The sequence below is a fragment of the Bacillus sp. SB49 genome, from assembly GCF_000469135.2.
Lineage (GTDB): Bacteria > Bacillota > Bacilli > Bacillales > Halobacillaceae > Halobacillus.
This window is the reverse complement of record NZ_CP048117.1, coordinates 39,254-61,314: the sequence shown is the minus strand read 5'-3', so window position 1 is coordinate 61,314 and position 22,061 is coordinate 39,254. Positions and strand designations below refer to the sequence as shown.

Below are 22,061 nucleotides of genomic sequence, written 5' to 3'. Positions count from 1 at the left end.
ACGGTGAGTTATTATCCGCTCTACCTATCCCTCAAAGTAGCAGCCATCGCAACCGTTTTTGTTTTTCTTACGGGGACTCTGGCAGCAAGGTGGATTTCCAGACGAATATTTCCCGGGAAAAGTGTCCTGGAGTCTATTTTCCTCATGCCGCTGGTACTTCCGCCGACTGTAACCGGATTCGCCCTTTTATATCTGTTCGGCTCTAATGGATTCATCGGCAGCTGGCTGATGGAATCGTTCGGCATCCGGGTCATCTTCTCCTGGACAGGAGCGGTAATCGCTTCAACGGTGGTCGCTTTTCCACTCATGTATCAAAGCGCCTCCGCCGCTTTTGCCAACTACGATAAAGATTTGGAAAACGCCGCACTTACAATGGGAGCATCGAAGTGGAAAGTGTTCTTCACGATCTCTCTTCCCCTAGCATGGCCCGGCTTATTGGCAGGTCTCGTCATGACATTCGCAAGGTCACTGGGCGAGTTCGGCGCAACCCTTATGATCGCCGGCTACATCCCCGGGAAGACCGATACCATTCCACTCGCAATTTATTTTGCTGTCGAATCCGGACGAATGGAACAGGCCTACATGTGGGTACTGATTATCGTCGCACTCGGATTCAGCACCGTCCTTTGGTTGAATATATGGACGAAGAAGAAAATCTCCTCCCATCCTCATTAAAAAAGCGGAAGATCCTCCGAATGGAAGATCTTCCGCTTTTTCTTTATGCCCCCGGCAGGATTCGAACCTGCGACACACGGTTTAGGAAACCGATGCTCTATCCCCTGAGCTACGGGGGCCAAAACACGTATGTTCCCTATTATACAAAATAAACCAACAATTGAAAAGAGGTACACGCTGAATTTTACGAACTCAGCTGTTACACCTTTGGGATCTATATGGTAAAATGTTAGCTGTCTGTCTACACGTATCGTTTTTTGTAAGATAACCGCGGATGCTGCTGAGCACTGCGTTGAAATAGTGAAAAGAGTTTGAAGGAGGAGAAACCATGGGGGACCTGCCTTTCATTTCCGTCGAAGGGCCCATAGGGGTCGGGAAGACGTCTTTGTCTAAAAAGCTCGCCGCCCAATTTGACTTTCATTTGTTGAAAGAAATCGTGGAGGAAAATCCGTTTTTAGGCAAATTCTATGATGATATCGAGGAATGGAGTTTCCAAACAGAAATGTTCTTTCTATGCAACCGTTTCAAGCAGCTGGAAGACATTGAACGCAAATACTTGCAGCTTGGAAAACCTGTCATTGCCGATTACCATATATCTAAAAACATGATCTTTGCAAGACGCACCCTGAGAGAGGATCAGTTCGACAAATACGCCCGGATTTTTGACATTCTTACTCACGACATGCCGAAACCGAATATGGTCGTCTATCTGCATGCAAGTCTGGACACATTAATGGACAGGATCCGGATGCGCAATCGTGATGTAGAAGCAAACATCCAACCGTCTTATTTGGAGCAGCTCTCTAAAGATTACGATGCGTTCATGCAGCATTTTGAGAGGGAGAATCCGGACATACCGGTTATCCGATTGAACGGGGATAAGCTTGACTTCGTAAAGCGACAGGACGACCTCGACCAAATTGTCGGACTCGTGGAACAACACTTGAATAAAGGAGAAGTAATCAAATGAATGCACGTGAACGCTATGGTATACCACATGACAGCGTGATAACAATCGCCGGTACAGTTGGAGTTGGAAAGTCTACGATGACAAATGCCATTGCTGATGCCCTCCAATTCCGTACCTCCTTTGAAAAGGTGGATACGAACCCGTATCTTGATAAATTCTATCAGGATTTCGAACGCTGGAGTTTCCATCTGCAAATTTACTTCCTCGCCGAACGCTTCAAGGAACAGAAGAAAATCTTCGAATACGGAGGCGGCTTCATCCAGGACCGTTCCATCTATGAAGATACCGGGATCTTCGCCCGGATGCACTACGAGAAAGGAACGATGTCGGAAACGGATTATGAAACCTACCGCAATCTGTTTGATGCAATGGTCATGACACCGTACTTCCCTCATCCTGACCTTCTCATTTACCTGGAAGGTTCTTTTGAAGATATCCTTTCCCGCATCAAAGAACGAGGCCGGCCGATGGAACAGGAAACTCCTGTCGAATATTGGGAAGAAATGTTTAAGCGTTACGATAATTGGATCGACAATTTCAATTCCTGCCCCGTTCTTCGTCTGAACATCGCCGACTATGATGTTTTGAACGATGAATCAAGCATTGAACCGGTATTAGAGAAAATCGGCCACTTCATCCAGGAATCACGCAAATGGCGTTCCAGCCGTCTGCTCACATAAGATTCTCACCCCCTTCCAAACGGAAGGGGGTTTTTTATAAAGTATTTATGAAATCCAACGTTTCATCACTTCCTATGCTTATCATGATAAACAGGAGGGAGCACCAGCATGCCTGTTTCTACAGCGACTGTCAGCTTGTTTATTCTTAGTCTGTTTTGTTTACTGTTCACTTGGACGATACTCGTTTTGTATAAAAGAAAAAACAACCGCTCCGGACATTAGTCCGGCCGCGGTTGTTTTTGTTTAGATAGGAATGCCTGTATCATATTCCGGTGGCTCCCGACCATCCGGTCAGGGAGCGCTTCAGGATCTATAAATGCAAGCTGCAGCGATTCTTCGTTTCGTCTTAATATCCCGCTGTACTCCTGCGTGTGATAAACGGTTGTGACGACATAGAATTCATCACCGTTTTCCACTTTGCTGTACTGATCTTCCCCCGAATAGACATCCATCAAGGAAAGAGTACCAAGCGTCAAACCGGTTTCCTCATAGACTTCCCTGCGAGCGACCTGCTCTGTGCTTTCGCCAAGCTCCATTAATCCGCCGGGAAGCCCCCAGACGCCGTGCGGAGAACGACGCTGCTGGAGAAGTATTTTCCCTTCTTCGTTCCTCACGATGACAACAGAACCGACAAGTATCAGCGGGCGATGACCGACAAGGGCGCGAAGTTCCTGAACATAACCCATCAGACGACCTCCCCTGTCAGTTGGCCAGGCCGACGGTTTCTTTTAGGTGACGGCCTTCTTCCAAAGCCTTCAGTAGGAAATGAGCGACGTCGCCCCGATTGATTCTTCTTCCATCCTTCGGAACTGTAGGCGAAGTACGGTACATCTTTGTCACACCACCGTCATCGAGGCGCATCGGACGGGCGATCGTATAATCGAGTCCTGCTGCCATAATGGCATTGACCGCCTGGCTGTGATCCTTAAGGACGTTCTTCAAAATAAGCCGGGACATCCACCCTGTAAAGCCTGGGATCTCTTTATAAATACCGGCAGAAGCAACGTACAGAATACGGGAAATACGATGTTCAAGCATGCCCCGAACGAGATTCCCCGCCATTCTTTCCAGATTATCCTTCTGTTTCAGGCTGTCAGATCCGAGACACGATACGACAGCTTCCTGTCCTTCCATTACAGCGGAAACGGCTTCTCTGTCGAGGGCATCTCCCTCTACGACACGCAGGCGCTCATGGACAAGCATCCATTTATCCGGTGTCCGTACAAAGGCGGTTACCTCATGGCCTGATTCAAGTGCCTGTTTCACAAAGGAAAGACCCGTTCCTCCAGTCGCACCAAATACAACGATTTTCATAGATTCCACCTCCAAGACTTCCTTCTACTCTATTATAACTTGGAGGTGTTGGGAAACCAGCATTCAGCTCTCCATCCGTCTCAGGAGAGCGGTGAATAGAACAGCACCAATAACCATTATACCGCCGATCCAAGGTGTATGGATCAGACCGATGGAATCTACAATCAACCCACCGACAAAGGAACCGATGGCAATACCGACGTTAAAGGCCGCAATATTCAAAGCGGAGGCGACATTGACAGCAGAAGGGACGTATTTCTCCGCCAGCTGAACCACTAATATCTGCAAAGCAGGAACGTTCATAAATGCAAACAGTCCCATCAGGAAAAGAACGATCAGAGTGACGGCCTTGAATGGAACGGCAAAGGTAAGCACGATCAGAACCACTGCCTGAAAGACGAACATCCAGAACAACGCCTTCAGCGGGTTACGGTTGGAAAGCTTCCCGCCGACCGTGTTACCGATCGCCACTGCCACTCCGTAAACGAGCAGGATGACACTGACAAGGCTGGGAGCAAAGCCGGTGATATCCTCTAACAGTGGAGCCAGATAGGTAAACGCAACAAATGTTCCACCATACCCGAGAGCCGTTATAAGGAAAGCAAGCATAATTTTACTGTTCTTTAATATTTTCATTTGATCCGAGAATTTGGAGGGTGGTGCTTCCTCTAAATCTTTCGGTACAAGTAAAGCACTTGCAATGATGCCGATCACACCAAGTAAAGCCACACCGGCGAAGGTCGCCCTCCAGCCGAAGTGCTGACCGATGAAAGTACCGAGCGGGACCCCTGTTACCGTGGCTACCGTCAATCCTGTAAACATAAAGGCAATTGCACTTGCCCGCTTATTCTCAGGGACAAGACTTGCTGCAATGGTCGAACCGATGGAAAAGAAAATACCATGAGAAAAAGCCGTAATTACCCGCGCAGCCAACAATATACCGAAACTGGACGATAAAGCAGCGATGGAATTACCTATAATAAAAATTACCATAAGTGCCATAAGCAGATTCTTTCGTCCCATTCTACTTGTTAAAGCAGTCAAAACAGGAGCACCGACGGCAACCCCCACCGCATAACCGGAAATCAACAGACCGGCAAGTGTAATGGAAATAGATAAGTCACCTGCAAGGGAAGAAAGCAGGCCGACTGGAACGAATTCTGTCGTTCCGATACCAAAAGCACTGATCGCAAGAGCTAATAATGCAAACGTATTGCTGTTTTCTTTTGTTTGAATGGATGCCTTTCCGACACCTTGTGATTGGGAACTCATTCTGTTCCTACCTCCTCTTTTCATGATCAAAACGAGGCGCCTTTCGTTTCTAGAAACGATTATGCCTGCTTTTCCATGACTTGAGAAGTACGCACTTCCGGGTGCTATAGGAACTTATAAGTAACATTTATGACACACCAAGGGTTCTACCGAGATAAAAAAATAGCCAAACAGGTCGAACCATGGTAATTTAGTGTATAGCAATTATAAACTGTACCGTCTAAAAAGTACCTTAGGGAAGGAGAGTTAGACATGGCCAAGTACAACATCCCTGTAGAGGCTGCATTGGAAGTCATCGGAGGTAAATGGAAGGTCGTCATCCTCTGTCACTTGATCAAAAAGAAAAGGCGCACGTCCGAGTTGAAACGCTTGATGCCCGGCATCACACAAAAGATGCTGACTCAGCAGCTTCGTGAATTGGAAGCAGACGGCGTCCTGAACCGCATCGTTTATAATCAAGTACCACCGAAGGTAGAATATGAACTAACGGAATATGGATGGACGTTGAAAGGTGCCCTCGACATGCTTTGTGAATGGGGTGAACAGCATATCGAGAATACGTACCCGAACAAAGAAGATGTGCTACTGGACACAGAGGAATTAGAAAAAGTATAGAAGGATAGATAACCATTGCTTGGAGCAGGCTCCTTTCAGACAGTGCATTCATATTAAGAAAAATCCCTCCTGATCCATGGAGGGATTTTTATTTGCCGTAACCTAAAGAGGCCGCCTCTAGTTTTAAGCATAAAAAAAATCGTTACATGACGTAACGATTTCTGTTCTATAATCTCCAATTTTTATGCGCAATTGTTGATAATAATAATGGCGGAGGAGGAGGGATTCGAACCCCCGCGAGCCGTAAAGCCCCTGGCGGTTTTCAAGACCGCTCCCTTCAGCCAAACTTGGGTACTCCTCCGTATGACCGACAATAAATATATTACCATTTATCATCTCTTTCGTCAATACATCCTGAAGATTTTCCCTAAAAAACCTCCGGAATAATGACTGCTTTGTTATTATACAAAATCCGTATTGCCTTCGTCAACTAAAATCGACAACTTCCGATGCCGATGAACACGATGAGCTTTCCATGAGGCGGATGACCCTCCTGATCGTTTTGCTCTTCCAGGGTCTCATTGCTGAAAAAAACCGTACAGACAGGATCTGTACGGTTTTTTCTCTTATTTGCTGATGGCGTCTTTGCCACCCATATATGGACGAAGCACTTCCGGCACGACGACAGAACCATCTTCCTGCTGATAGTTTTCCAAGATCGCTGCAACGGTACGACCGATGGCAAGTCCGGAACCATTCAGTGTATGGACGAATTCCGGCTTCGCTTTCTCGTCACGGCGGAAACGGATACCGGCTCGACGCGCCTGGAAATCTTCAAAGTTAGAGCAGGAGCTGATTTCGCGGTATGTTTCCTGACTCGGGATCCACACTTCGATATCGTATTTCTTCGCTGCTGTGAAACCAAGATCGCCTGTGCACATGCTCATGACACGGTAAGGAAGTTTCAACAGCTGGAGTACTTTCTCCGCATGACCGGTGAGTTCTTCCAATACATCGTAAGAATCCTCCGGCTTGGCAAGCTGGACAAGCTCGACTTTGTTGAATTGGTGCTGGCGGATGAGTCCGCGGGTATCGCGGCCGGCAGAACCTGCTTCAGAACGGAAGTTGGTGCTGAAAGCGACAAACTTCTGTGGAAGATCTGCTGCACTTAATATTTCTTCCCTGTGGAAGTTCGTAACTGGAACCTCTGCCGTTGGAACGAGGTAATAATCCCAGTCCTGAATCTTAAAGGCATCTTCTTCGAACTTCGGAAGCTGGCCTGTACCAGTCATAGAGGTACGATTAACCATTTGTGGTGGCAGCATCTCCTGATATCCGTGCTCATCAGAATGAAGGTCCATCATGAAGTTGAGCAGGGCACGCTCCAAGCGGGCACCAAGGCCTTTGTAGAATACGAAACGGCTTCCCGTCACCTTAGAGGCACGCTCGAAGTCCAGCATACCAAGGTCTGTCGCCACGTCCCAGTGCGGCTTCGCTTCAAAGTTGAAGGCAGGGAGTTCTCCCCATTTTCTCGCTTCCTGGTTGTCGTCTTCATCTTCTCCGACAGGAACACTTTCATGAGGAATGTTCGGAATAGATAACAGCATCGTTTCCAATTTCTCCTCGACTTCTTTCCATTCTGTATCAAGCGTTTTGATACGATCGCCGACTTCGCGCATTTCCTTAATCTTATCGTCCGCATCTTCCTTCGCTTTCTTCAGTTGGGAGATTTCCTTGGAAACTTCATTCCTCTTCGCTTTCAGCTCTTCTGTTTCCTGAATCAGCTCCCGGCGTTTACTGTCGAGATCACCGAATGCATCCAGATCAGACAAGTCTTCCCCGCGGTTTTGCAGCTTCGCTTTTACTTCGTCAAAGTTCTGACGCAGATACTTCATGTCTAACATCATCTATTCCTCCTTGTTATTTTTCTGCCTATAAAAAAAACTCCCGTCCCTTATATAAAGGGACGAGAGCTTTTCTATATGCTTCCCGCGATACCACCCAAGTTGAAGGTACCATGACCTTCCGGCTTCTACTCATAACGGTGAGCACCGGTACAGCTTACTGGACTTCGGCTGCACAACTCAAGGATGGATTCACACGGCTTCCCCGTCAGTTCTCACCAGCCACTGACTCTCTTCAAGGAGAAGGGACGTGCTACTATTTCCTATCATCGCGTTAATTATAAAGGTTGTGTTACATAAGATTAGCGGATTTAAAATTATAATGCAAGTGTTTTACGGGAGTTCTCCACCATTTTCACAAAATGAGCCGTGATGCGGTGGTCATCTGTCAATTCAGGGTGGAAAGAACATGCCAGGTACTGGTCCTGCTGAGCTGCGACGATATGTCCGTCATAGCGGGCCAGCACTTTCGTTTCTTCACCGACACCTTCGATATAAGGAGCACGGATGAAGACCGCATTGAATCCTTCCGCCACCCCTTCGATATCAAGATCCGCTTCAAAGCTTTCCCGCTGTCGGCCGAAAGCATTGCGGCGTACTTTGATATCCATCAGACCGAGGTGGACATCATAGGAACCGTCGATTTCAGATGCAAGGAGAATCAGGCCGGCACACGTACCGAAGATCGGCTTCCCTGCTTTTCCGAATTGACGGATCGGCTCAAGGAAATCGTATTTGTCAATCAACCGGCGGATGGTTGTGCTCTCTCCACCGGGAATGATCAAACCGTCGATTTGTTCCAGCTGTTCCTTCTTCTTAACGACGACAGCTTCTGCTCCTGATGCCTCGACAGAACGAACATGCTCACGAAAAGCGCCTTGTAAACCTAATACACCGATTGTAGTCATGATGTCATTCTCCTTTACTTACTGGCTGCGTTCCTGCATGCGCTGATCAGGTGTAAGAGTGGAGATTTCCATCCCTTTCATCGCTGTACCCAAGTCTTTGGACAGCTCACCAATCAGTTTGTAGTCCGTATAGTGAGTCGTCGCTTCTACGATCGCACGAGCGAATTTCTCAGGGTTGTTGGACTTGAAGATACCGGATCCAACGAATACACCGTCTGCTCCAAGCTCCATCATAAGAGCCGCATCAGCCGGAGTAGCAATTCCACCCGCTGCAAAGTTTACAACAGGAAGACGGCCTTCTTCACGGATTTCCATAAGAAGATCGAACGGTGCGCCGTTTTCTTTAGCAAATACCATGACTTCATCTTCAGACAGCCCGCGAAGTTTACGGATTTCTGATTGTACTTGACGCATGTGGCTTACTGCTTCCACGATGTTTCCTGTACCAGGCTCACCTTTCGTACGAAGCATGGAAGCTCCTTCACGGATACGACGAGTCGCTTCTCCGATGTTACGGCATCCACAAACGAAAGGAACCGTGTAGTCATCTTTCTTGATGTGGTAGATTTCATCAGCTGGAGTCAGTACTTCACTCTCATCGATATAATCCACACCCATCGCTTCAAGGACACGAGCTTCTGTGATGTGACCGATACGTGCTTTAGCCATTACCGGAATAGAAACAGCATTCATGACTTCTTCTACGATCGTTGGATCCGCCATACGAGCGACTCCACCTGCAGCACGGATGTCTGCTGGTACACGTTCAAGAGCCATAACGGCTACTGCGCCGGCCTCTTCCGCGATTTTTGCTTGCTCTGCGTTTACGACGTCCATGATGACGCCACCTTTTTGCATTTCGGCCATTCCGCGTTTGACGCGATCCGTACCTGTTTGTGACATGATATATTCCTCCCTGACAGCTATATGTTTCAAGCATTTTAAATTTTTTGAATCATAGATTCTTATCCTCTATTGTAACGCATTACCGCTTTAAATCCTACAAAATATGTAGGTTTTTTTTATGTTAGAACCAACCTTTGACCATATCTACGGCACCAGTGAAGATATCCGCAAAGAATTGGCCGATTGCTCCAAGCATCAGCATGAACCAGTTTGATTTATCGACGTCTTCCGCAGCGACGAGTTCAACGGTCTCCCCTTCATCAGAAACAAGGTTGCTGTAGTTATCTTCCCCGTTATAAACAAGAACGGCCGTTCCGACTTTGTCTCCCTTTTTGACCGGGGCGACAAGTTCTCCATCTTCATTCAGCTTGTCCTTATCCAACTTGTACTCCAGTGTGTATTGATCTTCTTCGGCATTCTTCACCATGGTGCTTATTGCTTCGCTTGTCTCAATAGCGACACTGTCTTCTTTTCCTTTAGCAACAGAAACGGTCGATTCTTCCTCTTTCGCATATCCTGCCGGGAATAGTTCCTGGCGGGAGAATTGCTGGAATCCGTAATCCAACAGTTCGGCTGTCTGCTGGAAACGGCTCTCACGGGTTTCTGATTTCATAACGACGGAAATCAGACGTACACCGTCCCGTTCAGCTGTTCCTGTAAAGGTATTGCCCGCAAGCTCGGTATAGCCGGTTTTCAAGCCGTCCATGCCTTCATATTCGAACTGCTTCAAGTTCTCTCCAGGCATTCCCGGAAGCATCCAGTTCCAGTTCGTGACGGTTTTTCCTTCGAATTCTAATGTCGGCTGACTGGAGATTTCCAGTGCCTGCGGATAATTATTGATCAGGTGATAAGCAAGCGTGGCAGCGGATTTGGCAGAAAGCATGTTGACTCCATCTGCCGCCGTTCCTTCTGGGTGGTTATCCCCGAGGTGGGCGTTATCTAATCCAGAAGCGTTCACGAATTCATAATCCGGAAGACCTAATTCCTTGGCTTTTTCATTCATCATTTTGACGAATTCGCCTTCACTTCCACCAACCAGCTCGGCCAGTGTAATCGTCGTGGCGTTATCCGAGTTGATCGCCATCGCTTCATATAGTTCTCGTACCGTATAATCTTTATTCATTTTTAACCCGACACCTGAATATTCAGGGTTGGCGGATATTTCATAAGCATAAGGACTGATTTGTGTCGTCGTATCCCAGCTGATTCTTCCTTCATCAATCGCTTCCAAAACGAGATACTCTGTCATCATCTTCGTCATACTTGCTGGAGGTAGAGTTAAATCTGCCTCTTTTTCATACAAAATCTTCCCTGTGTCTGCATCAACGAGGATCGCTGATTTCGCCCCAACGTCAACGGTGCTTGCATATGTACTCAATGGACTCATAAATACGGCAAACACTGTCATAAGCACGACCATAGTCATGGCCACTGATGCTCTCAATCTTTGTTTCAACTTTCTCGACCTCCACCCTTAAAATATGCATCCTCGTTATTTTATCACATGCGTATATAAAAGAATAGACAGGGAAAAGTCCCTGTCTATCGGATATACAGAGGGTCAAACGGAGTAGTTTGGCGCCTCTTTCGTAATCTGTACGTCATGCGGATGGCTCTCTTTCAGGCCTGCACCTGTGATACGGATGAACTGGGAATCGTTCCTTAGTGCGTCGATTGTCGGTGTGCCGCAATAGCCCATACCGGAGCGTAGTCCGCCGAGAAGCTGATGGATCGTATCCGCAAGCGGCCCTTTATAAGGCATGCGGCCTTCGATTCCTTCCGGTACCAGTTTCTTCGCTTCCTGCTCATTTTGGAAATATCGGTCTTTCGATCCGGATTCCATCGCGCCGACAGAGCCCATACCGCGATACACTTTAAAGCGTCGGCCTTGGAATATTTCCGTTTCACCAGGGCTTTCTGTTACACCTGCCAGAAGACTGCCTAGCATAACAGCATGTCCACCAGATGCAAGCGCCTTGACGATATCTCCGGAATACTTGATACCACCGTCTGCGATGATCGGTTTGCCGTGGCGGGCAGCTTCCGTTGCACAATCATGAATGGCAGTGATTTGAGGAACTCCGACTCCTGCTACGACGCGGGTCGTACAGATGGATCCAGGTCCGATTCCGACCTTCACGACATCCGCACCTGCTTCGATCAATTCGCGTGTCGCTTCCGGAGTCGCGACGTTTCCGGCAATGATATTGATTTCAGGGTGACGGTCGCGGATACGTTTCACTTGTCCGATAACCCCTTGGGAATGGCCGTGAGCCGTATCGACGACAAGGGCATCGACGCCGGCATCCACAAGTTTATCAATTCGAGTCATGGCGTCTGCTGTGACACCTACCGCTGCGGCAACCAGCAGACGTCCTTGAGAATCTTTCGCAGAGTTCGGGAATTCGATGACCTTCTCGATATCCTTGATGGTAATCAAGCCTTTCAGTACGCCTTGGTTATCGACCATCGGAAGCTTCTCGATCTTGTATTGCTGAAGGATCTTCTCCGCTTCATCCAATGTCGTGCCGACAGGAGCTGTGACCAGGTTTTCGCTTGTCATGACTTCACGGATCGGAATGGAGTAGTTTTCGATGAAGCGAAGGTCACGGTTCGTCAAGATTCCGACAAGTTTCTGTTCTTCTTCATTGTTTACGATCGGTACACCGGAAATACGGAACTTGCCCATCAAGTGTTCGGCATCAAAAACCTGATGTTCCGGTGTCAGATAGAATGGATTCGTGATGACGCCGCTCTCGGACCGCTTCACACGATCGACATGCTCAGCTTGTTCTTCGATCGACATATTCTTATGAATGACACCAAGACCGCCTTGTCGTGCCATGCCGATCGCCATCGCTGCTTCCGTAACCGTATCCATACCGGCACTGATGATCGGCATATTCAACCGAAGCGTCGGGGATAGTTCTGTCGCTAAAGAAACATCACGCGGCAGGACATCTGATTTAGCAGGCAAAAGCAGTACATCGTCAAATGTTAAACCTTCTTTAGTAAACTTGTCTTCACGCATGCTTGACCTCTCCTTTTCTTCCTTCAAATAGTTTGGGTGAAAGTGGGTAAAATAAGTGGTACATTCGCAACATTAATTACTTATTGTTATTTACAATACGACAATGATAGTGCTTTTTCAACCATAAAAATATTGGGAGAAACTCCCTTGTAACAGTGGAAAGGAGAGGAAGCGTTGCCAAATCACGATACGATTCTGACCTATCTGCAGGTCACTGCCCATTCCCGCCCGTTTCTTCAGGCTTGCTATGACAAAATCGGACATCAAAAAGCGGAGCATCACGCCTATAACAACGCCGAACGTTTCCAATACGGGTTACTTCTCGGCGGCGACTACTGGCGGACGGCTCTTCAGACACCGCTCAGCGTAAAGCCTCTCCTGTTCTATTACGGACTAAACCACTTTATGAAGAGCTGCCTGCTTACGGTCGACCCTGGTTATCCAGCAACGGCAAAAGTGCTTGCCCACGGGTTATCTACAAGAAAAAGAAAAAAACAGCATTACCGGTTTCTTGAAGATGATATAAGGATCCAGCCCCACGGCTTGTTTCAGCACGCGGCGCATCATCTTTTTCAATTCTCCTCGAACAAAGAGAAAGTATCGATGGATGAACTGCTCCGACCGCTTCCGGCGATGGACACCATCTATCAATGGAAAGAGGAAAAAGCCAAAGAACCGGATGAAAACTGGCCGGAGCTGCTTCGTTACTTCGCCGTCCTCTACAATTTAAGTATGCTTGTCCGTTATGAGGGCGAGTGGTGGGGGGAGATGGAGCAGATGAAGGACAGAGAGGATTACGTCTTCATTCTGCATTTCCTCGAAACCGCTTCGGAAAGAATTCCGGAATTGATTTCTTTGTGGATGAAAGACCAGTGGTCATCGGTTCCATGACGTCACTGGTCTTTTCTTTATTCATAGACTTCTTCAATATATAAATCCAAGTGTTCTTTTAAATTAATAATGGAATCGTTACTTTGAACAATCGGTCTGACTGGATCCTGTTCATCTACAAAGAGAATATCCGCTTTACTGTTATCGGAAAGTCGTACCTTCGTACCAATTGAGTAGCCTGTCAGTTCTTTGGCTAAGGTTTGAATGACTTCCTGGTGATACCGTCCCATCTGCTTCTGCAGCATTTCCTCGAGTACTAGAAACGGAGAACGCCGTTCCCTGTAATGGCGCTCGGACGTCATGGCATGGTACATGTCACTGACGGCAAGGATTTGACTGAACATGTGAATCTTGTCGTGATGCAGGCCAAGTGGATATCCGGTCCCATCCATCCGCTCATGGTGCTGGAGGATCGCAAGCTTCGACTCCTTGCTTAACGAAGCGATTTTCTCTGTCATTCGGTAGGATAAGGCGGGATGATTCTTCACCTGACTGTATTCCGTTTCGGTGAGTGCAGCTTCTTTACTGGTTATCCGTTTATCGATCCGGGCCATTCCTGCATCAGCAAGTGCCCCTGCAAGCCCTACCTGAATCCATTCTCCATAGCTGTATCCCATCTTTGAAGCCACATAGCCGGATAAGAGGCCGGTCGCCACTCCGTGATGATACATATAATCAACAGCTGTCGAATGATGATGAAGTGTAAAGATGTCCGGTTTTGATTCTACCGACTTCTCAAGCAGGGGCACCATGATCCGCCTTACTTCTCGAATATCGACGGCGGACCCGGCCTGCCAGGAATTGTACCATTCCTTATAGGATTGAACGGCATCCAAGTACTGCTCTTCGAAAGTATGCAGTATAACAGAAGAGGGAGAAGGCGTATTGGATATCGGTTGTTCTGTTTCTGTGTCTGTGTCTTGCTGAGGAATGAACGGTGTGCCGTCGGAACGCTTGTGGGATATTTCTATGTAAGGGATTTGAAACTTCTTCAAAACTTCGATATGAACCGGTTGAACGATGGTATTTTTCGGAATGATCGGTCGCTGTGTACGTCCTTTCACGTCTTGAACGATGATGCATCCCGGTGTCAACTGCCCTGGACTCACTCTCATACGTACTTCCACCTCTCTTGTAGAAATAAAAAAGCCGCCTGCCGCTAAGGAACGACAGGCGACGGTATTTAAGCTTACGACTCTTCTGTAGGATCGTTACCGGATTCAGATTCTGTTTCCGAAGCTTCCTGCTCCGCCTGCTTTTCGGCTTCTGCTTCCATTGCTTCTTCCAACAGTTCTTCTTCCTCTTTCTCGGATTCAACCCGGGCGACAGTCGCCACTTCTTCTCCATCTCCAAGACGGATCAGGCGGACTCCTTGTGTGTTACGTCCTGTTTCGGAAATACTTTCCATCGGCATGCGGATCAAGACACCGCTTGCTGTGATGATCATGATATCCTCTTCACCGTTTACGGCTTTTGTTGATACAACATGACCGTTCTTATCTGTCAGATTACACGTGATGATTCCTTTACCACCACGGTTTGTAATTCTGTAATCACTCGCAGGGGTACGCTTTCCGTAGCCATTCGTCGTTACGGTCAATACCTGCAGGGAGTCATCAAGGATTTCCATGGAAACGACGTGGTCATCGTCACGGAGGGAAATTCCCTTCACACCAGCTGCTGTACGGCCCATTGGACGAATCTGGTCTTCATTGAACCGGATCAGATATCCGTTCCTTGTTCCGATCATGATATCCTTCGATCCATCCGTAAGACGAACGGAGATAAGTTCATCATCTTCCCGAAGACCGAGGGCGATCAGACCGCCTTTACGAATATTGGCGAACTGGGACAATGTCGTCCGTTTCGTAATCCCGTTTCTCGTTGTGAAGACGAGGTACCAGTCATCTACGAAATCTTCGACAGCGATGACGGCATTGATCCATTCATCCTGCTCGATATTCAGCATGTTGATGATCGGGATTCCTTTCGCAGTACGGCTGAATTCCGGTACTTCATACCCTTTTGCCTTGTAAACCTTCCCTTTGTTGGAGAAGAACAACAGCGTATTGTGAGTAGAAGTAGAAAGCAGGTGTTCCACGAAATCTTCTTCATGAGTGCCCATTCCCTGTACTCCGCGTCCTCCGCGGCGCTGGGAACGATACGTGGTTGCAGGAAGACGTTTCACGTATCCCTGGTGAGTCAATGTCACGATGACCGTCTCTTCCGGAATCAGGTCTTCATCTTCAATAAAGTCTGTACCGCCAAGGACGATTTCTGTACGGCGCTCATCATTGTACCGCTCTTTGATGTCGAGGAGCTCTCCACGAATAATCTCAAGAACCTTCTCGTCATCGGCCAGGATTGCCTTCAATTCGGCAATATGCTTGATAAGCTCCTGGTACTCTTCTTCGATCTTCTCTCTTTCAAGACCAGTCAAACGCTGAAGGCGCATATCAAGAATCGCCTGGGCTTGTTTCTCTGAAAGACCGAATCGTTCCATCAAGCCGTTTCTCGCAATGTCTGTCGTCTGCGATTCACGAATCAGCGCGATCACTTCATCCAGATGATCAAGTGCGATACGCAGCCCCGCCAAAATGTGGGCACGCGCTTCCGCTTTTTTCAGTTCGAATTCGGTACGTCGTCTGATAACGACCTTCTGGTGCTCTAAGTAATGCTCCAGACACTGCTTAAGGTTGAGGACCTTCGGATGGCCGTCAACGAGAGCAAGGATGTTGATGCCGAAAGTAGACTGCAGAGCTGTCATTTTATACAAATTATTCAAGAGGACGTTCGGATTCACATCTCTGCGAAGCTCGATAACGACACGCATTCCGTTCCGGTCAGACTCGTCACGAAGATCGGTGATACCGTCAATCTTCTTATCACGGGCAAGATCGGCGATCTTCTCTACAAGACGGGCTTTGTTCACCTGGTATGGAAGCTCTGTGACAAGCAGACGTGTTTTGCCGTTCGCCTGTTCTTCAATATCGACTTTGGCACGAACGGTAATCGAGCCTTTCCCAGTTTCATAGGCTTTACGGATACCGCTCAAGCCAAGGATCTTACCGGCAGTAGGGAAGTCCGGGCCGTAAATATGATTTTCCATCAATTCCTGGATTGTAATATCCTCATCCTTACTCAAGGCAAGGACTGCGTCGATGACTTCCCCCAACTGGTGGGGAGGGATGTTTGTTGCCATACCGACAGCAATTCCCGCTCCTCCGTTCACGAGCAAGTTCGGGAATTTGGATGGCAGAACGGCTGGTTCACGCTCGGTACCATCATAGTTGTCATTGTAATCGATCGTATCCTTGTTGATATCACGAAGGATCTCCATCGAGATTTTGGACATTCGGGCCTCTGTGTAACGCATGGCGGCTGCGGCGTCCCCGTCCACAGAACCGAAGTTACCGTGACCGTCTACAAGCATGTAACGGTAGTTGAAATCCTGAGCCATACGGACCATCGTATCGTAAACAGCGGAATCTCCGTGCGGGTGATACTTACCGATAACTTCCCCTACGATACGAGCCGATTTCTTATAAGCTTTATCTGCGTGCATTCCAAGGTCATGCATGGCATACAATATTCTCCGGTGTACAGGCTTCAATCCATCCCTTACATCCGGAAGGGCACGGGCGACGATAACACTCATCGCATAGTCCAGGAAAGAGGTTCTCATTTCCTGACTGATATTGATTTCCTGCACGCGCGGGCGTTCGGGTTGATCGACCATTCTTTCTACCTCCTAGTTGCCTTTCAAAGAGAAGCAGCCGCAAAAGGCTGCTCCCTCCTCTTCCCTCCCATCCAAACTGGTGGAAAAGAAAAAGACTGCTGATCTATCTATTTACACATCAAGATTCTGTACATACTGGGCATTTTCCTGAATGAAGTTACGACGCGGTTCGACTTTGTCCCCCATCAGGATATCAAATGTTTCATCAGCGCCCATCGCATCTTCCAGATTCACCTGAAGCATCGAACGGGTTTCCGGATCCATCGTTGTCTCCCACAGCTGTTCCGGGTTCATCTCTCCAAGTCCCTTGTAACGCTGAATCCCTGGTTTCGGTGAAGCAGAAAGCTGGGCAAGCATGGAATCAAGTCCTTTGTCGCTGTAGGTATAGTACGTCGCTTTCCCCTGCTGGATCTTATACAGCGGCGGCTGGGCGATGTAAATATAGCCTTTTTCGATCAGAGGACGCATGTAACGATAGAAGAACGTCAGCAGCAATGTACGGATATGGGCACCGTCGACATCGGCATCCGTCATGATGACGATCTTATGGTAACGGGCTTTCTCTATGTCGAAATCTTCACCGATTCCCGTACCGAGCGCCGTAATGATTGTTCTGATTTCGTTGTTGGAAAGAATCTTATCCAGGCGCGCTTTCTCTACGTTGATAATCTTACCTCTCAATGGAAGAATAGCTTGGAAGTGCCTGTCACGGCCCTGCTTTGCTGAACCTCCGGCAGAGTCACCCTCAACGATGTACAGTTCTGATATTTTGGCATCTTTGGAAGAACAGTCTGCTAATTTACCAGGCAGGTTGGATACTTCCAACGCGCTCTTACGGCGGGTCAATTCCCTGGCTTTCTTCGCTGCCATTCTTGCTCTTGAAGCCATCAGGCCCTTCTCGACAATCGTTTTCGCCATTTGCGGGTTTTCAAAAAGGAATCTGGAGAAATTCTCTGAGAACAAGGCGTCCGTCACGGTTCTCGCTTCACTGTTCCCAAGTTTCGTCTTCGTCTGTCCCTCAAACTGGGGATCCGGGTGTTTGAGCGAGATGATCGCTGTCAGTCCTTCCCGGACGTCGTCCCCGGTCAAGTTCGGGTCGGTCTCCTTGAACATGTTGTTCTTGCGGGCGTAGTCGTTAATGACACGCGTCAGTCCTGTCTTGAACCCGGATTCATGTGTTCCACCTTCATAGGTATGGATGTTGTTCGCGTAGGAATAGATATTGCTTGCGAATCCATCGTTGTACTGCATTGCGATTTCGATGGAGATTTCATCCTGCTCGCCTTCGATGAAAAAGGCATCATGCAGAACTTCACGCGTACGGTTCATGTGTTCGACGTAGGAAAGGATCCCACCTTCGAAATGATATTGGACCGGATCTTCATCCGTACGTTTATCATCGATCGTTATCGTCAATCCTTTATTCAGGAAAGCAAGCTCACGCAGACGGTTGGCCAGGATTTCGAACTTATACTCCTGCGTTTCTGAGAAGATCTCTTCATCAGGCTTGAATGTGATGCGTGTTCCAGTAATGTCTGTCTCACCGATCACTTTCAAATCATCCGCAGGTACACCGCGGTGGTAGGCCTGGTAATAAATGTTCCCATCCCGGTGAACGAATACTTCCAGCTTTGTTGATAAGGCGTTCACGACAGAAGCTCCCACCCCGTGCAGACCTCCGGACACTTTGTATCCTCCGCCGCCGAATTTACCGCCGGCGTGGAGAACGGTCAGGATCGTCTCTACGGCAGGACGACCGGTCTTTTCCTGAATACCTACAGGGATACCGCGCCCATTATCTGTAACCGTGATGCTGTTATCCTCTTCAATGGCAACTTCAATATGGTCACAGTAACCGGCCATCGCTTCGTCAATACTGTTATCGACAATCTCCCATACGAGGTGGTGAAGGCCCTTTTCGTTCGTCGATCCGATGTACATTCCCGGACGTTTCCGAACAGCCTCCAACCCTTCCAGTACCTGTATTTGACTCTCATCATACGCCTGTTGTTCTTCGATAATATCTTCCTTCATGGTACTCACCTACATTTCTCAAGTGGTTTTGCATTAAATCCTTTAGGACTGCTGACTGAATCTATCGCTTGTTTCTTTATGTTTCCTCCGAGAAATCCTCAAGCTTGCTTAAGGTCGTCATCATATTGGCACGTTTCTTCAACGTGAAAACAGACAGTGGACTGAAGTAGATCACATCGTTCGTTATGACGATAGACTTCGCTTGATGATCTTCTGTTTCAATAACCTGTCTGTTTTTTCGCTGATTGAAAATAAACTCCTCGATGATCGAGGAAGAAGAAATCAAGCTGTTATCGATGATCGCCACTACGTCTTCCGAATGAATCACATGGTCATCCCCGATGTGAATAAACATTCCTCCACCTCATTTCTCAACGTCTATCGTTCCTTCACGGACACGGAATATCGCAGCCTCCTCCAACGCCTCATGTTCGATCCCTTCAATGCTCGTCGTCGAAACGAACGTCTGCACTTTCCCTTGGATCGTATGAAGCAGGTGGGACTGACGGAAGTCATCCAGCTCGCTGAGCACGTCATCCAACAGAAGAATCGGGTATTCTCCCACTTCGCTGTGAATCAATTCGATTTCTGCGAGTTTCAAAGACAACGCCGTCGTCCGCTGCTGGCCTTGGGAGCCGTACGTCTGAACATCCTTCCCGTTAACATAGAACAAGAGATCGTCCCGGTGCGGACCGGCAAGCGTGGTGCCGCGTTCCACCTCTTTTGCTTCTATTTCCGCGAACTTTTCCGAATATGTCTTCTTTATTGTTTCCAAATTCATATCCTCTGATACTTTCACACTCGCATCATAGGAAATTTGTAATTGTTCCAGCTGTCGGCTGATCCCTTCATGGATCGGAGCCGCCCATGAACGAAGAAGCTGAAGGAACTTGAACCTCCGCTCGACGATCGTCGCTGCGTGTTCCATCAGCTGCTCTGTCAGGACGGCAAGCATCGTCCGGTCTGCCCCCGGCTTTCTCTGCAGGTCTTTCAATAAATGATTTCGCTGCTTGAGTATTTTTTGATACTGTCCGAGGTGATAAATATACCTTGGCTGGATCTGCCCGATTTCCATGTCGATAAACCGACGACGCACCTGAGGACTCCCTTTGACAAGATTGAGATCCTCAGGTGCAAACATGACGACATTCAAAGCGCCGATATAGTCACTCAAACGCTTTTGTTCCATATGATTCAACTTCGCTTTTTTCCCTTTATTGGAAATGATGATTTCAAGGGGAAAGCGTTGATTCCGTTTAGAAATACTACCTTTTATTTTACCATACTCTTGATCCCACTGTATCAATTCTTTATCTCTCGGCGTCCGGTGTGAACGAGTGAACGCTAAGACATAGATCGCTTCCATCAAATTGGTTTTACCCTGGGCATTTTCACCAATGATGACGTTGATCTTATGGTCGAAAGTCAGGGAGAGATCATCATAATTCCGGTACGATCTCAGGGACAGTTCCTTGATATGCATAAGTAAGGGGTATCCCGTTACCCTTCCTGGACAACGGTGTAGCTGCCGAATTGTTCTATTTCTACTGTATCTCCCAGGTACAGTTTGCGCCCACGGCGGTTTTCCGGTTCCCCGTTGACATACACCTCGAATTCTGCCAGAAAAATCTTCACCATTCCTCCGGATTCGACAATGTTCGCCAATTTTAGAAATTGACCGAGAGGAATGTATTCTGTCGTGATACCGATTTGTTCGCTCATTTTATCCACCCTATTCCATGAATTAACCTATTCTCCATTTTACTAAAGAAAAGTTTGTAAAGAAAGTACTTCCCGTTTCTTCCGGTTCCTATTTCAGGAAGGAAATAAAAAAAGGTGCCATTATGGAGTCCATAACCACACCTTTGTAAATACTATTCTGCCCCGGTCTGATCAGTATGTCCGTACCGGAAGGATCAGCTGGAGGATTTGATCATCGTCTACGGGACGGATCAAGAACGGACGCATCGCTCCGGTAAATTCGACCTTCACCTGATCATAATCCACCGCTTTTAAAGCGTCCATCATATATTTCGCACTGAACGAAATTTTCAAGTCTTCCCCTTCGACATCATTCGCCAAAACTTCTTCGACGACATTACCGACTTCCGGAGAATTCCCTGTAATTTCGAGATGATTGTTTTCTTTTGTCATCAGACGAACAACATTGTTGCGGTTCTCTTTCGCTAGAAGAGAGGCACGATCGACAGACTGAAGAAGTTCCTTCGTGTCGATTTGAACGATCGTTTTGCTGTGATCCGGAATGAGTCGGGATGTTTCCGGATAGTTCCCATCCAATAAACGGGACAAGAAGTACAGGTGCTTCGTCCGGAACAACACTTGGTTGTCTGTCACACTGATTTCAATGGTATCTTCCGAATCAGCCAGAATCTTGTTCAATTCCGTCAGGCTTTTCCCTGGAATGACAATGGGTGGAAGCGTCGTACCTGCCGGCTGCTCCAATGGAAGCTTACGAGATGCAAGACGGTGGCTGTCTGTTGCGATGAACTCAAGTTCCCCTTCTTCCATCCGTACATGTACCCCTGTCAAAATCGGACGCGTTTCGGAAGTGGACACAGCAAAGACTGTTTGACGAATCAAATTCTTCAACAGATCGATCGGCAGTTCAAAGCTGTCCTCTGTATGCAGCTGAGGGAGCTGTGGATATTCTTCCGGGTCTTGTCCGTTCAGATGAAATTCCGCACTTCCAGAGCGAATAGTTACGTTTCTTGAGTTATCACTTTCAATTTCCACCGTATTTTGTGGAAGCTTTCTTACGATGTCAGGGAAGTACTTCGCCTGAAGAACAATGCTCCCCGGTTCAATATTCTCTACATATACGATTCCGTCTTCTTCTTGTGGAATGAACGACTCAATTGAAATATCAGAGTTACTACCCGTCAATTTAATTCCTGCAGTACTCGCTTCTATTTTCATTCCTGTGAGTATCGGGATAGTTGTTCTTGAAGATATGGCCTTCATGACATTCTGGACACTCTCGATCAATTGATCCCTCTGGATTATAAATTTCATTGCATACACTCCTCCTAATGAGCATATATTTAATTATTATTATTAAAAAAAAGTAATAATAGTACTAGTATGCGCTGTGGAAATGTGGATATCTTTATTAAACGCTTATGTGCCTAGGTTATCCACATGTGGACAGACTGTTGATGAAC

At 47.5% G+C, this 22,061-nt stretch carries 20 protein-coding genes, 2 tRNA genes and 1 other annotated feature; of the genes, 5 read left to right on the top strand and 17 right to left on the bottom strand.

Going from position 1 to position 22,061, the window contains the following annotated elements; translation table 11 throughout:
• Positions 1 to 3: 3 nt before the first annotated feature.
• Positions 4 to 675 (top strand): molybdate ABC transporter permease subunit, encoded by a 672-nt coding sequence (modB, locus tag M662_RS00310; protein WP_008636128.1) that lies wholly within the window; start codon positions 4 to 6, stop codon positions 673 to 675.
• A gap of 46 nt (positions 676 to 721) precedes the next feature.
• Here the strand turns inward: modB and M662_RS00305 are convergent.
• Positions 722 to 794: transfer RNA gene (locus M662_RS00305), tRNA-Arg, on the bottom strand.
• Positions 795 to 1,003: 209 nt separating this feature from the next.
• On the opposite strand from M662_RS00305, the gene M662_RS00300 reads away from it, so the two are divergent.
• A complete protein-coding gene (locus M662_RS00300; RefSeq protein ID WP_026577617.1) occupies positions 1,004 to 1,645 on the top strand; it encodes a deoxynucleoside kinase in 642 nt (213 codons plus the stop codon).
• Positions 1,642 to 2,325 (top strand): deoxynucleoside kinase, encoded by a 684-nt coding sequence (locus tag M662_RS00295; protein WP_008636132.1) that lies wholly within the window; start codon positions 1,642 to 1,644, stop codon positions 2,323 to 2,325. Before M662_RS00300 ends, M662_RS00295 begins: the two co-directional genes overlap by 4 nt.
• A gap of 218 nt (positions 2,326 to 2,543) precedes the next feature.
• On the opposite strand, the gene M662_RS00290 is transcribed toward M662_RS00295, so the two are convergent.
• From M662_RS00290 to M662_RS00280, 3 genes are all read right to left on the bottom strand, one after another.
• The gene (locus tag M662_RS00290) at positions 2,544 to 3,011 is read right to left on the bottom strand and encodes an NUDIX hydrolase (RefSeq protein WP_026577618.1); all 468 of its coding nucleotides are present in this window, start codon (positions 3,009 to 3,011) and stop codon (positions 2,544 to 2,546) included.
• Between the two features lie 16 nt (positions 3,012 to 3,027).
• Positions 3,028 to 3,639, bottom strand: a complete 612-nt coding sequence (locus M662_RS00285; protein WP_008636134.1) for an NAD(P)-dependent oxidoreductase — start codon at positions 3,637 to 3,639, stop codon at positions 3,028 to 3,030.
• Between the two features lie 63 nt (positions 3,640 to 3,702).
• Positions 3,703 to 4,911: an MFS transporter gene (locus M662_RS00280; protein WP_026577619.1), complete on the bottom strand. Its 1,209-nt coding sequence runs from the start codon at positions 4,909 to 4,911 to the stop codon at positions 3,703 to 3,705.
• Positions 4,912 to 5,163: 252 nt separating this feature from the next.
• On the opposite strand from M662_RS00280, the gene M662_RS00275 reads away from it, so the two are divergent.
• Positions 5,164 to 5,526 (top strand): winged helix-turn-helix transcriptional regulator, encoded by a 363-nt coding sequence (locus M662_RS00275; protein WP_026577620.1) that lies wholly within the window; start codon positions 5,164 to 5,166, stop codon positions 5,524 to 5,526.
• Positions 5,527 to 5,734: 208 nt separating this feature from the next.
• Here M662_RS00275 and M662_RS00270 read toward each other — a convergent pair.
• The 6 genes from M662_RS00270 to guaB all read right to left on the bottom strand — a co-directional run bounded on the left by M662_RS00270 (position 5,735) and on the right by guaB (position 12,215).
• Positions 5,735 to 5,827, bottom strand: a tRNA-Ser gene (locus M662_RS00270).
• Between the two features lie 265 nt (positions 5,828 to 6,092).
• Complete coding sequence (gene serS / locus M662_RS00265) at positions 6,093 to 7,370, bottom strand: serine--tRNA ligase (protein WP_026577621.1); 1,278 nt, start codon at positions 7,368 to 7,370, stop codon at positions 6,093 to 6,095.
• A gap of 55 nt (positions 7,371 to 7,425) precedes the next feature.
• Positions 7,426 to 7,649, bottom strand: a binding site (T-box leader).
• Positions 7,650 to 7,687: 38 nt separating this feature from the next.
• On the bottom strand, positions 7,688 to 8,278 hold the full coding sequence (gene pdxT, locus M662_RS00260) for a pyridoxal 5'-phosphate synthase glutaminase subunit PdxT (protein WP_026577622.1): 591 nt from the start codon (positions 8,276 to 8,278) through the stop codon (positions 7,688 to 7,690).
• An 18-nt stretch (positions 8,279 to 8,296) separates the two neighbouring features.
• Positions 8,297 to 9,181: a pyridoxal 5'-phosphate synthase lyase subunit PdxS gene (gene pdxS, locus M662_RS00255; RefSeq protein ID WP_008636157.1), complete on the bottom strand. Its 885-nt coding sequence runs from the start codon at positions 9,179 to 9,181 to the stop codon at positions 8,297 to 8,299.
• A 124-nt stretch (positions 9,182 to 9,305) separates the two neighbouring features.
• On the bottom strand, positions 9,306 to 10,640 hold the full coding sequence (locus M662_RS00250) for a serine hydrolase (RefSeq protein WP_026577623.1): 1,335 nt from the start codon (positions 10,638 to 10,640) through the stop codon (positions 9,306 to 9,308).
• Between the two features lie 105 nt (positions 10,641 to 10,745).
• The gene (gene guaB, locus M662_RS00245; RefSeq protein ID WP_008636161.1) at positions 10,746 to 12,215 is read right to left on the bottom strand and encodes an IMP dehydrogenase; all 1,470 of its coding nucleotides are present in this window, start codon (positions 12,213 to 12,215) and stop codon (positions 10,746 to 10,748) included.
• Between the two features lie 174 nt (positions 12,216 to 12,389).
• Here guaB and M662_RS00240 point away from each other — a divergent pair, with 174 nt between their 5' ends.
• The gene (locus M662_RS00240) at positions 12,390 to 13,106 is read left to right on the top strand and encodes a YaaC family protein (RefSeq protein ID WP_026577624.1); all 717 of its coding nucleotides are present in this window, start codon (positions 12,390 to 12,392) and stop codon (positions 13,104 to 13,106) included.
• A 17-nt stretch (positions 13,107 to 13,123) separates the two neighbouring features.
• On the opposite strand, the gene M662_RS00235 is transcribed toward M662_RS00240, so the two are convergent.
• The 7 genes from M662_RS00235 to dnaN all read right to left on the bottom strand — a co-directional run bounded on the left by M662_RS00235 (position 13,124) and on the right by dnaN (position 21,912).
• Positions 13,124 to 14,221: an HD-GYP domain-containing protein gene (locus M662_RS00235; protein ID WP_026577625.1), complete on the bottom strand. Its 1,098-nt coding sequence runs from the start codon at positions 14,219 to 14,221 to the stop codon at positions 13,124 to 13,126.
• Positions 14,222 to 14,295: 74 nt separating this feature from the next.
• Complete coding sequence (gene gyrA / locus M662_RS00230; protein ID WP_026577626.1) at positions 14,296 to 16,845, bottom strand: DNA gyrase subunit A; 2,550 nt, start codon at positions 16,843 to 16,845, stop codon at positions 14,296 to 14,298.
• 111 nt (positions 16,846 to 16,956) lie between these two features.
• Entirely contained in the window at positions 16,957 to 18,879 is a 1,923-nt protein-coding gene (gene gyrB, locus M662_RS00225; RefSeq protein ID WP_008636168.1) for a DNA topoisomerase (ATP-hydrolyzing) subunit B, read from the bottom strand.
• Positions 18,880 to 18,955: 76 nt separating this feature from the next.
• A complete protein-coding gene (remB, locus tag M662_RS00220) occupies positions 18,956 to 19,234 on the bottom strand; it encodes an extracellular matrix regulator RemB (RefSeq protein WP_008636169.1) in 279 nt (92 codons plus the stop codon).
• Between the two features lie 9 nt (positions 19,235 to 19,243).
• The gene (recF, locus tag M662_RS00215; protein ID WP_008636170.1) at positions 19,244 to 20,362 is read right to left on the bottom strand and encodes a DNA replication/repair protein RecF; all 1,119 of its coding nucleotides are present in this window, start codon (positions 20,360 to 20,362) and stop codon (positions 19,244 to 19,246) included.
• Between the two features lie 17 nt (positions 20,363 to 20,379).
• A complete protein-coding gene (gene yaaA / locus M662_RS00210; RefSeq protein WP_008636171.1) occupies positions 20,380 to 20,601 on the bottom strand; it encodes a S4 domain-containing protein YaaA in 222 nt (73 codons plus the stop codon).
• Positions 20,602 to 20,772: 171 nt separating this feature from the next.
• Positions 20,773 to 21,912 (bottom strand): DNA polymerase III subunit beta, encoded by a 1,140-nt coding sequence (gene dnaN, locus M662_RS00205; RefSeq protein ID WP_008636172.1) that lies wholly within the window; start codon positions 21,910 to 21,912, stop codon positions 20,773 to 20,775.
• Positions 21,913 to 22,061 lie beyond the last annotated feature (149 nt).

Coding starts and splice junctions, on each gene's coding strand:
- M662_RS00235 (WP_026577625.1), bottom strand. CDS start 14,221: ATGAGAGTGAGTCCAGGGCAGTTGACACCGGGATGCATCATCGTTCAA.
- M662_RS00300 (WP_026577617.1), top strand. CDS start 1,004: ATGGGGGACCTGCCTTTCATTTCCGTCGAAGGGCCCATAGGGGTCGGG.
- M662_RS00275 (WP_026577620.1), top strand. CDS start 5,164: ATGGCCAAGTACAACATCCCTGTAGAGGCTGCATTGGAAGTCATCGGA.
- dnaN (WP_008636172.1), bottom strand. CDS start 21,912: ATGAAATTTATAATCCAGAGGGATCAATTGATCGAGAGTGTCCAGAAT.
- yaaA (WP_008636171.1), bottom strand. CDS start 20,601: ATGAGCGAACAAATCGGTATCACGACAGAATACATTCCTCTCGGTCAA.
- pdxT (WP_026577622.1), bottom strand. CDS start 8,278: ATGACTACAATCGGTGTATTAGGTTTACAAGGCGCTTTTCGTGAGCAT.
- M662_RS00290 (WP_026577618.1), bottom strand. CDS start 3,011: ATGGGTTATGTTCAGGAACTTCGCGCCCTTGTCGGTCATCGCCCGCTG.
- guaB (WP_008636161.1), bottom strand. CDS start 12,215: ATGCGTGAAGACAAGTTTACTAAAGAAGGTTTAACATTTGACGATGTA.
- M662_RS00295 (WP_008636132.1), top strand. CDS start 1,642: ATGAATGCACGTGAACGCTATGGTATACCACATGACAGCGTGATAACA.
- M662_RS00285 (WP_008636134.1), bottom strand. CDS start 3,639: ATGAAAATCGTTGTATTTGGTGCGACTGGAGGAACGGGTCTTTCCTTT.
- gyrB (WP_008636168.1), bottom strand. CDS start 18,879: ATGAAGGAAGATATTATCGAAGAACAACAGGCGTATGATGAGAGTCAA.
- remB (WP_008636169.1), bottom strand. CDS start 19,234: ATGTTTATTCACATCGGGGATGACCATGTGATTCATTCGGAAGACGTA.
- pdxS (WP_008636157.1), bottom strand. CDS start 9,181: ATGTCACAAACAGGTACGGATCGCGTCAAACGCGGAATGGCCGAAATG.
- M662_RS00280 (WP_026577619.1), bottom strand. CDS start 4,911: ATGAGTTCCCAATCACAAGGTGTCGGAAAGGCATCCATTCAAACAAAA.
- gyrA (WP_026577626.1), bottom strand. CDS start 16,845: ATGGTCGATCAACCCGAACGCCCGCGCGTGCAGGAAATCAATATCAGT.
- recF (WP_008636170.1), bottom strand. CDS start 20,362: ATGCATATCAAGGAACTGTCCCTGAGATCGTACCGGAATTATGATGAT.
- serS (WP_026577621.1), bottom strand. CDS start 7,370: ATGTTAGACATGAAGTATCTGCGTCAGAACTTTGACGAAGTAAAAGCG.